The organism is Pannonibacter sp. CBAS1226 (genome assembly GCF_055685825.1).
Map to the genome: position 1 here is coordinate 1 of NZ_JBVOUO010000025.1, position 8370 is coordinate 8370.

Annotated in this window: 9 protein-coding genes; all 9 read right to left on the reverse strand. The window is 57.4% G+C overall.

The window, feature by feature from the left end; translation table 11 throughout:
* The coding region (locus AC0CMF_RS25075) for an ExeA family protein (protein ID WP_170986387.1) at positions 1-892 on the reverse strand (892 nt) is incomplete at its 3' end.
* A complete protein-coding gene (locus AC0CMF_RS25080; protein ID WP_003501095.1) occupies positions 889-2541 on the reverse strand; it encodes an IS481 family transposase in 1653 nt (550 codons plus the stop codon). The genes AC0CMF_RS25080 and AC0CMF_RS25075, both read right to left, overlap by 4 nt.
* Positions 2534-3136: a recombinase family protein gene (locus tag AC0CMF_RS25085; protein WP_003501098.1), complete on the reverse strand. Its 603-nt coding sequence runs from the start codon at positions 3134-3136 to the stop codon at positions 2534-2536. The genes AC0CMF_RS25080 and AC0CMF_RS25085 overlap by 8 nt, the downstream gene beginning before the upstream one ends.
* 340 nt (positions 3137-3476) lie before the next feature.
* Entirely contained in the window at positions 3477-4397 is a 921-nt protein-coding gene (locus AC0CMF_RS25090; protein WP_003501100.1) for a LysR family transcriptional regulator, read from the reverse strand.
* A gap of 12 nt (positions 4398-4409) precedes the next feature.
* A complete protein-coding gene (locus AC0CMF_RS25095) occupies positions 4410-5408 on the reverse strand; it encodes a phosphonate dehydrogenase (protein WP_003501101.1) in 999 nt (332 codons plus the stop codon).
* Positions 5409-5421: 13 nt separating this feature from the next.
* Entirely contained in the window at positions 5422-6228 is an 807-nt protein-coding gene (gene phnE / locus AC0CMF_RS25100) for a phosphonate ABC transporter, permease protein PhnE (RefSeq protein WP_006473411.1), read from the reverse strand.
* Between the two features lie 70 nt (positions 6229-6298).
* Complete coding sequence (gene phnD, locus AC0CMF_RS25105) at positions 6299-7147, reverse strand: phosphate/phosphite/phosphonate ABC transporter substrate-binding protein (protein WP_003501103.1); 849 nt, start codon at positions 7145-7147, stop codon at positions 6299-6301.
* Entirely contained in the window at positions 7144-7953 is an 810-nt protein-coding gene (gene phnC / locus AC0CMF_RS25110) for a phosphonate ABC transporter ATP-binding protein (RefSeq protein ID WP_006473175.1), read from the reverse strand. Before phnC ends, phnD begins: the two co-directional genes overlap by 4 nt.
* A gap of 208 nt (positions 7954-8161) precedes the next feature.
* Positions 8162-8370: IS66 family insertion sequence element accessory protein TnpB (tnpB, locus tag AC0CMF_RS25115; RefSeq protein WP_472482569.1), on the reverse strand; the 209-nt coding region annotated here is incomplete at its 5' end.

Genomic DNA, 8370 nt, shown 5'->3' on the forward strand with positions numbered 1-8370 from the left:
CCGACGGCCGAGCATTGAGGTGCGTGACCAGAGCCGTCGCATCGTAACCATTTCGGGTCAACGTCGGTTCGAGATCGTCGATGGCGCGGGACAGGACCTGCTCGACGATTTCGGCGGTAACCGGCTTGGCGCCGAGGCGAAAGCCCTGCTCGAATGCGAGGGTGAGATGCATCTCGATCTGAAGCGGCGTGCGCAAACGTTCGGCGATGAGGTCGATGGCTTCTTCCTCGAGGAGTTCGCCAACCTTTACGCCTTCGGCCGCACAGGCGCCAAGCAGCCAGGCAACATAGTCGCGGCGCGCGGAGCCGATCCCCTCGTAGTCAAAAATGGTCGTGCGGTAGCCAATCTCCTCCATTTGCGGCCGGCGCAGATCATTGCGCAACCGGGGATGCCCGACAAGAAGTACGGAAAGGAGCACGCCGGCGTCGGCGACCACCTCCATCAGTCGCTTCAGGCCGGTTAAGGTCTTGTGGTGCAGGTCATGGGCCTCGTCGACCACGAGGACGATCGGCCGTTTGCCTTTTTTCATGATGTCGCGCAGGTCGCGCTCCCGGCGCTCGGCCTGCTTGGGGATCTTGACCTGCGCACGATCGCCGGGAGACAAGTCGTAGAACAGGGCTTCAATGAGCGATGGCAGCGAAGTGCGCCGCTTGTCGACCGCCAGCGATTTGGCGAGTGCGACCTTGCCGGCTTTGGTGAGTTCGGCCTCGATGCGGCGCAAAAGGTGGGTTTTCCCCGAACCGACCAGGCCGGAGACCACGACAAGCCGACCGGTCTGGACGGCCGCACACACCTCGCGGATGATCGTGCGCTGATGCTCGGTCTCAAAGTTGCCGGCCCCTTGGAAAGGCCGGTCGAGGCCGTAACTGGATTGAACGTCAGCGAGCATCATTCTTCCTTTCTTCGCGCCTGGAAGCGTTCGCGGATACGGGCCGCGATCATCTTTTTGTCGAGTGTTTCTCCAAGCAGTTCATTGATGAAGGCGCGGTCACCGGCATTCATCGCGCCGATCGGCCGGCCGAGCTGGTCGGCGATGGCCCCACGGGCTGCGAGGCCATTTGGATAAGCGGTCTCTATTGCGGGTTCCGGAAACGGTGTCCGCCGTACACTCAGCCCAGCCGTGGTCGGGGGCAGCGAAGGCAATGGACGATCCCCGCCGGTGACCGCGGCGCGGGGGAGCCCAAGTTGGTCTGCCAGGCGCACCACCTTGTCGAGCCGCTCTTCGAGCTTGCTCTTCTGGTATTTGCGATAGCGAAAGAGGGGAACCGCCCCGCGCGAAGGTTGGAATGGACCGAAGCGCTTGCCCTCATGCTCGACGAACAGTTCCTGATCGAACAGGCCCCAGAGCAAGGTCACCGTTTCGCCGGCAAGTTCGGGCTCGACCTCATAGGATGCGCCTTCGACCGATACGGTCGCGTCTCCAGCAACCGTCCGTCGTTCCGGTTCGCGCGCAAAGGCGCAGAACCGCTCCCAGGAGCACATCGCCCGCACCCCGTCAGGAGGAAGATGCCGCAGCCAATCCTCGATGCGTGCATGAGACTCTGTGCGATGGTCGCCGTTATTGTAGGTGACCAAGGCGCGCCTGAGCCAAAGGTTGGCTTCCTCTTCGTCCTTCGGCTTGTGGAAATGATAGAGGGTCTCGTGCACTTCCTTGATCGTGCGAAACGGCCGCTCGACCTTGCCTTTCGCTCGCGCCGGCGTGCGCCGCTCGCTGTCCGACGGGGGCATATGCGTGAGAACCCGGACACCAAGGCTACCCATGACGGACTGGAAAACGCGCGAGCGGCTCACCGGCCCGTTATCCATATGGATGGTCGTTGGAATCCCCTGAAGCGGCAGTTCCGGTTCAGGCTTGGCGGCGAAGGCATTGTAGAGAAAGCGCAAGGCGGACTCCGCGTCCTCGCCGTAGACGGAGCGGTATTCCTGATAGCTCGCGCCGGAGCGATCATCGACCACGGAGAACAGCATCAGCGTCGGCCGGCCGCGCCCTTCCTCGACCCAAAGCGGCGCTTCCACCTGCTTCAGGTCGGACGGGCTCATGTCGAAGTGCCAGAGTTCGTTGGAACGCCGCGCCTGGAATCGGACGGCAGCCACCGGGCGGGTGACGCGCGCATAATCCAGGCCGGAAACACGCAGCAGCCGATCGACCGTTGCGCGTTTCAAGATGCCGGGCGGTGCACGGACCAGGCCATCGGGCGTCACCACGCCGTCTTCCTCAAGCAGCTTGATGGCGCGCGCCGTGGAGATATGCCGCCCCTTCCGGTTCGCCGTTCTGATCTTCAGGGCCGCGATGATTTCGGCATAGGTTTCCATCTCCGGCTGCGGGGCGATCCGGGAGGTTCCGTGATCGGCGCGCCGTACGGATTTCGGGCGGTTCAACTCCCGCAGCGCCCGATACAGGGTCCAGATCGAGATGCCGTAGGCATCGGCGGCACGAGCAACAATCTCGGTACGGCCTGGATCACGGGGAGAAAGCAGCGACAATCGGCGTCGAAGATCGACAAGAGCCTCTCCGGGCGGCCGCTTTCTCCGCTCAGCCATGGACGTCCTCGGATTCCACTGTTTTGGGAGAGCCACCCTTCTTGCCGATATGACGATAGAGGGTTGCAACAGAAACCCCCATGCGCTGCGCAATATTGCGTACCGGTATGCTGCCTTCCTTCATCAGGGCGCGCGCCGCGGCAATATCGCCCGGGCGCATCGCGGGCGGGCGGCCACCCTTGCGGCCACGTTGCCGCGCCTCGACCAGTCCAGCCGTCGTGCGTTCGCGGATCAGAGCACGTTCGAACTGGGCGATCGCACCGAAGACATGGAAGGTCAGCATGCCGCCCGGCGTCGTCGTATCAATGCTCTCGGTCAAGGACACGAGCCCGATCTTCGCGCGCTCCAACTCTTCCGCCGTCGCGATGAGCTTCTTTAGCGATCGCGCCAACCGATCGAGTTTCCAGACAACGAGCGTGTCACCAGTGCGAAGCACGTCGGAGAGAATTCGGCCCAATTCCGGGCGGTCATCGCGAGCGCCTGACCCGCGCTCGGTAAACACCTTCTCGCAACCGGCGCGTCTCAGCGCCTCAAGCTGAAGCTCCGGATTTTGATCGATCGTGCTGACCCTGGCGTACCCGACCCGCATAGCCATCCAAATGTTCTTGAAAGTCGTTGGACACATAGCATTTTGCGACAACCGTTTCTATAACAGTTTTGAGAAGATTCCATCGCGCCATTCAAGGGGCGTGACGGCATGCGCTATGGCATGCTCAAAAACCCTCGTTTATGACAAACGATCCATGGAAACCAACTATGTGTCTGACGGCCGAATATTCGCGACATGGAGCAGGGAACCTTACGCATCGAAAATCGGGCGGTCCCCGATCTTGTCCCCCTTGTATGGGATACTCCGGGAATTGAGGCGGCGATACCAAAGGATGCGGTCGGCCAGGCCGTTACCATGTTCGAGCCGCAGGAATGCGCCAACTACTTCAAATCTTGCGGATATGACCCCGAGTAATGTGGACGTGCTCTAGGTCACCCAGAGGGGCGCTCGCATCGAGTATAACCTTAAGCGCGATTGCTTCCGGTGAACCATCCTCCATATGTACGGGATGTACAGCCCACACAGACTTTTCGAGAACCACATTCTCAACAGAAACCTCATAAAGCCTACCCGACGCGAGCTCATCGAGGACAGTGCTCCTCATCACGATCGAAATGCCGAGACCAGCTCGAACTGCATGCTTCACAGCCTCAGTGCTCCCGACATTGAATGAGATTGGGAATTGCTCTGCCGCTTGGCCGAAGGCCTCGCGGAGCACGGATCCGGTACCGGTTCCACGTTCTCCGCCAATGAGGGACTCTTGAAATAACTCTGCCGCTTCAATTGTTTTTCGCGTCCTCCAATTATGCTGTGGGGATACGATTATTACCAGCTTTTCCTTCCGCCAAAGGCGGGCTTGATATCCTTTTCGATCGTCCCACCATTCGGTAAAGGCTAGATCAATCTCCTTCCTCAAGAGCTTTTCGATGATTTCAGGATTTGAGGCAACGGCCACCTCAGGTGGCCGGCCTTGAGCATCCTGTAAACGCTTCAAGTGGACTGGCAAAATATAGGTACCGATGTTAGTACTGGCACCCAACGTAATCCGGCCGCTGTGCAGGCGGTCCAGAGATCTCTTCGTGACGGTCAAAAGGCTGCGTGCGAATGGCAAGAATACGAGCCCTTGCCGAGTCGGCACACACTTGTCCTTCCTCCTCTCGACCAGCCGCACCCCTAGTATATCCTCCAATCGTTTCACATTATGTGAGACAGTCGGTTGGGATATCTGAAGCCGTCGCGACGCCTCGTGAAAGCTGCCAGTTTCGATTACCTCTATGAATGCTGCGACATGCGAAAGGCTAAACATTACTTTCTCTAATCAAGGAATTAGTTGAACCTCGTTAATTGCCGCACGAGGTCTTCGGCCTTGGACAAAATCTATAATGTTGTCAGCAGCCTCGTGCTCGATAGCCAAACGCGACTTCGCCACTGCTGAGCCTATGTGGGGTGTCAAGATCGAATCATGTTCGCGATTGAGGAGACCCCCGTGGACCTTGTCAGGCCGGTCGGGTCTGGCCCAGTCCTCCATCTCATAAACATCAGCGGCGTAGCCTCCCAAGCGCCCCGCCTGCAATGCAGCGACAACAGCCTCTTCATCAACCACGCTTCCGCGTGCAGGATTAATAAGAAGTGCTCCTTTGGGCATTTTGGCGAGTTGTTCAGCGCCGAGGAGATGCTTCGTTTCGGCCGAAAGCGGGAGTGCACACACAAGAAAGGTAGACGACGAGATCAACTGGTCAAATTCAAGAGGCTTTACGTTCAGTCTGATCTCATCGGCTTTGTCCAGGGATTGACGATCCCAGTACGACACAATGGCGCCGAAGGTACTTAGGCGCTGTGCTATAGCTTTTCCGATCGCTCCCATCCCTAAAATGCCGATTGCTGTGCCCTGCAGCCCAAGGCCGTAAAACCGAGGGCGCCAACCTTTGTAATCCCTCCTGACGCTCTTGTCGCCTGGCAGAATGTGCCGCCCAAGAGCAATCATCAGACCGATTGTAAGTTCGGCTGTCGGGTCAGTGAGAAGATCGGACACTATCGTGACGTGGACTCCACGCTGCGTGCAGGCTTCGATGTCGAAGTTATCGAAGCCTTTCAGCGCACATGCCACAAGTTGAAGATCGGGAGCGTGCGCGAGTACAGACGCGTCGATCATGTCCGGCATGAACGCCATCATCGCCTTGGCGTCGCTCAATTCTGCGAGCAGTTTCTCGCGGGGCCATGTATCATCAGTATCGTTGCAAACTAAACGAGCGTGGGGAGATAGCTTTGAGATAATCTCCTCGTGGACGCGATGGGTGATTACTACCTTTGGGAGCATTTAATTTATCCTTCTATTGCAGCTGGCGGCGGAGGAGAGCGCCGACCTGGTCAACGATGGTGACCATCAGAAGGACAACGAGCATGATCGCAAGAACCTCCTGATAATTCATGATCCGGAGGGATGTCATCAACTCGAAACCGATACCACCAGCTCCCACAGTGCCCAGGATTGTCGAGGCGCGGAAGTTGTACTCCCACCGATAGATGGTCACATCGGCCAATTGCGGTAGAACTTGTGGCAAGATCGCCCGCGTCACGATCTGGAACGGCGACGCACCAGCTGCGCGTGCGGCTTCTATAGGCGCATTATCGCAATGCTCGATCGCCTCCGCAAAGAACTTGCCCACCATGCCAACCGAGTGAAGACCAAGAGCCAGCACGCCTGGGAGCGCTCCAAATCCCACTGCCGCCACGAAGACGATGCCCATAATCAGCTCCGGGATCGACCGTAGACCATTCAACAATCCACGCGAGATCATATAGATGACAGCGTTGGGTGCTGTTTTCCCTGAGGCGAAAAAGCCAACTGGAAGTGATATCAGTACCGCGATCGCAGTCCCAGCTATACTCATCGCCAGAGTGTCGATGAGAGGGCTGATCCACTCCAAGCCTCGGTTGAAATCCGGGGGAAACATTTCCGTACCGAGCTGCCAGAGCGCAGGAAACCCAGATCCCAGACGCTCCAGATCAAGAAGACCGGAGTGATAACTGCTAACAATGATCACACACGCAATTGCCAACGCGATCACGCCAGCTCTGGTCCAAGCTTTGTTTTGATGTTGAAGGATAGAGTCGTAGTCGGCCGACGGCTGTGTCATCACATATCCTGGAAGAAAGGACGCAGGCCAGCGCCTGCGTCGAAAGGTGAGAAACTGTCTCGAACGCGCCTTACTGACTCAGGTCCAAGTTCAGCACTTTACCGAGCTCACGGACGACGTCGTAGGCTTTGTCATCGATCGGAGCGAACCCATCGGCTTTGAAGGATGCCAATACCTTTTCGTCTTTAAGGTCGATGAAGGCTTTGGTGATCGCCTCTTTCAACGAAGTGTCAAGATCCGACCGCATGGTCCAGGGGTACTGCGGGAACGGATCGGACTCGGCGAGGGCGATAACTTTCTTAGGATCAATGGTGCCACGAGCGACCATTGAATTGTAGATGGGCAACGAAAGTCCGCCAATCTGAGCATTGCCATTCTGCACTGCAATAGCCACGGCATCATGCGACCCTACGAAGTTCTCGCTATAGTCTTTTCCAGCCTCAACTCCGGCCTTAAGCAGCATAGATTTCGGGATAAGGTGGCTTGAGGTGGAAGCCACGTCCCCAAACGCGACCTTTTTCCCTTTTGCATCTTCAAGGCTTTCGATGCCAGCCTCTGCATTGGCGACAACTACAGCGCGATAGGTAGTTTCGCCATCCTTCATAAGTGCTGCGAAAGGCTCGATATCAGCCTTGGTTTTCGCGAGCGTGTAAGAGAGCGGCCCGAAATAAGCCAACTCAAGCCGGCCGAAACGCATCGCTTCGATCATTGACGAGTAGTCGGTCGTTACGATCAGTTCAATCTCCCGACCGAGTGTCTTCTCAAGATACTCCTCGAGAGGACGATTGTTTTTGATGACAGTGGCGGCGTTCTCGTCCGGTAGCAACGCGACGCGCAATGTCTCTGGATTTGAGCCAGCATGCGCCAACGAACTCCAGCCAAGAACGGCGAGGAATGCGAGGGACAGAAGCTTCTTCATAATGCGGCCTCCATGGCAGCTAAAGGTTGATCATACTCGTAGTTGGACAAATCTTGTGTTGTGGTCGGATTTCTTGGGGCGCTGCGGTAGATCGACGCACACATTTGATCGGTCAGTTCGTCGACAGCGGCGTCCGCAACCACTTCCCCGTCGCGCATAGCAATGACCCGGTCGCCGAACCGGCGAGCTAGATCGATCTGATGAAGGCTGATCACAGCAGTGATGCCGTCGGCTGTGCATATTTCGCGAAGCTGCGACAGGACCTCGACAGCCGTTTCAGGGTCCAGACTTGCAACGGGCTCATCTGCAAGGACCAGTTGGGGCTTCTGGACCAGCGCGCGCGCAATGCCCACCCGTTGCTGCTGACCGCCGGATAGTTGATCCGCCCTGACGAGAGCCTTATCAAGAAGGCCTACGCGTTCAAGGCATTCCAACCCCAGCCTTCGATCCGAACGCGGCATAGGGAACAACGTACGCCAGCCAGAGTGGTAGCCCAGGCGGCCCGTCATGACGTTGTCGAGCGCGCTCAAGCGCCCTATGAGTTGGTGCTGCTGGAATATCATCCCAGTTCGCCTTCGGTGAATGCGAAGCTTAGTTTCCGCATCCAGAGCACCAATATCGTTAGAAGTGATCGAACCAGACGTCGGCGCAACCAAGCCGTTGAGTGTCCGGATGAGGGTAGATTTGCCTGCGCCGGATCTACCGAGGAGCACGACGAACTGACCCTGGTTGAACGTCAATGTCGTTGTCTTCAAAGCTTGGGTGCCGTTGGCATAGGTCACGGCAACTCCGTTCAGAGCCAGCATCACAATAATCCTGATCGTTAGTGGTGCATCGATTGAATATTTGCATCACTATGGGCGACATATGACGTCCGTTTATCAGGCTCGTGAAACTTCAATGACAGCACTTAAACTCAGCTCTACCTCCTCGCGTAGCTGCGATGGAGAAATTTCACCCAGAGCCGCCTGATCATGACGGCCCGGTCCCAATTCTACACCACCTTGACGGATGCTATCCCATATTCGGCCAGATAAACCGGCCCTTCTCCAGCCGCCGGGTAAAAAGGCAGGCGCCCAGACCATCATGCCAGATGATCTTCAAAATATCCGATCTGCGGCCCCTGAAGACGAAGAGATGCCCTGACAACGGATCATGCTGCAGAACCTCCTGCACCCGAAGCGCCAAGGAGGGAAAGCCACAGCGCATGTCCGTATGTCCGT

Excerpts from the sequence above, each read along its gene's own strand:
- AC0CMF_RS25090 (WP_003501100.1), bottom strand. The coding sequence starts at position 4,397 with ATGTTTAGCCTTTCGCATGTCGCAGCATTCATAGAGGTAATCGAAACT.
- AC0CMF_RS25080 (WP_003501095.1), bottom strand. The coding sequence starts at position 2,541 with ATGGCTGAGCGGAGAAAGCGGCCGCCCGGAGAGGCTCTTGTCGATCTT.
- phnE (WP_006473411.1), bottom strand. The coding sequence starts at position 6,228 with ATGACACAGCCGTCGGCCGACTACGACTCTATCCTTCAACATCAAAAC.
- AC0CMF_RS25085 (WP_003501098.1), bottom strand. The coding sequence starts at position 3,136 with ATGGCTATGCGGGTCGGGTACGCCAGGGTCAGCACGATCGATCAAAAT.
- AC0CMF_RS25095 (WP_003501101.1), bottom strand. The coding sequence starts at position 5,408 with ATGCTCCCAAAGGTAGTAATCACCCATCGCGTCCACGAGGAGATTATC.
- phnD (WP_003501103.1), bottom strand. The coding sequence starts at position 7,147 with ATGAAGAAGCTTCTGTCCCTCGCATTCCTCGCCGTTCTTGGCTGGAGT.
- phnC (WP_006473175.1), bottom strand. The coding sequence starts at position 7,953 with ATGCTGGCTCTGAACGGAGTTGCCGTGACCTATGCCAACGGCACCCAA.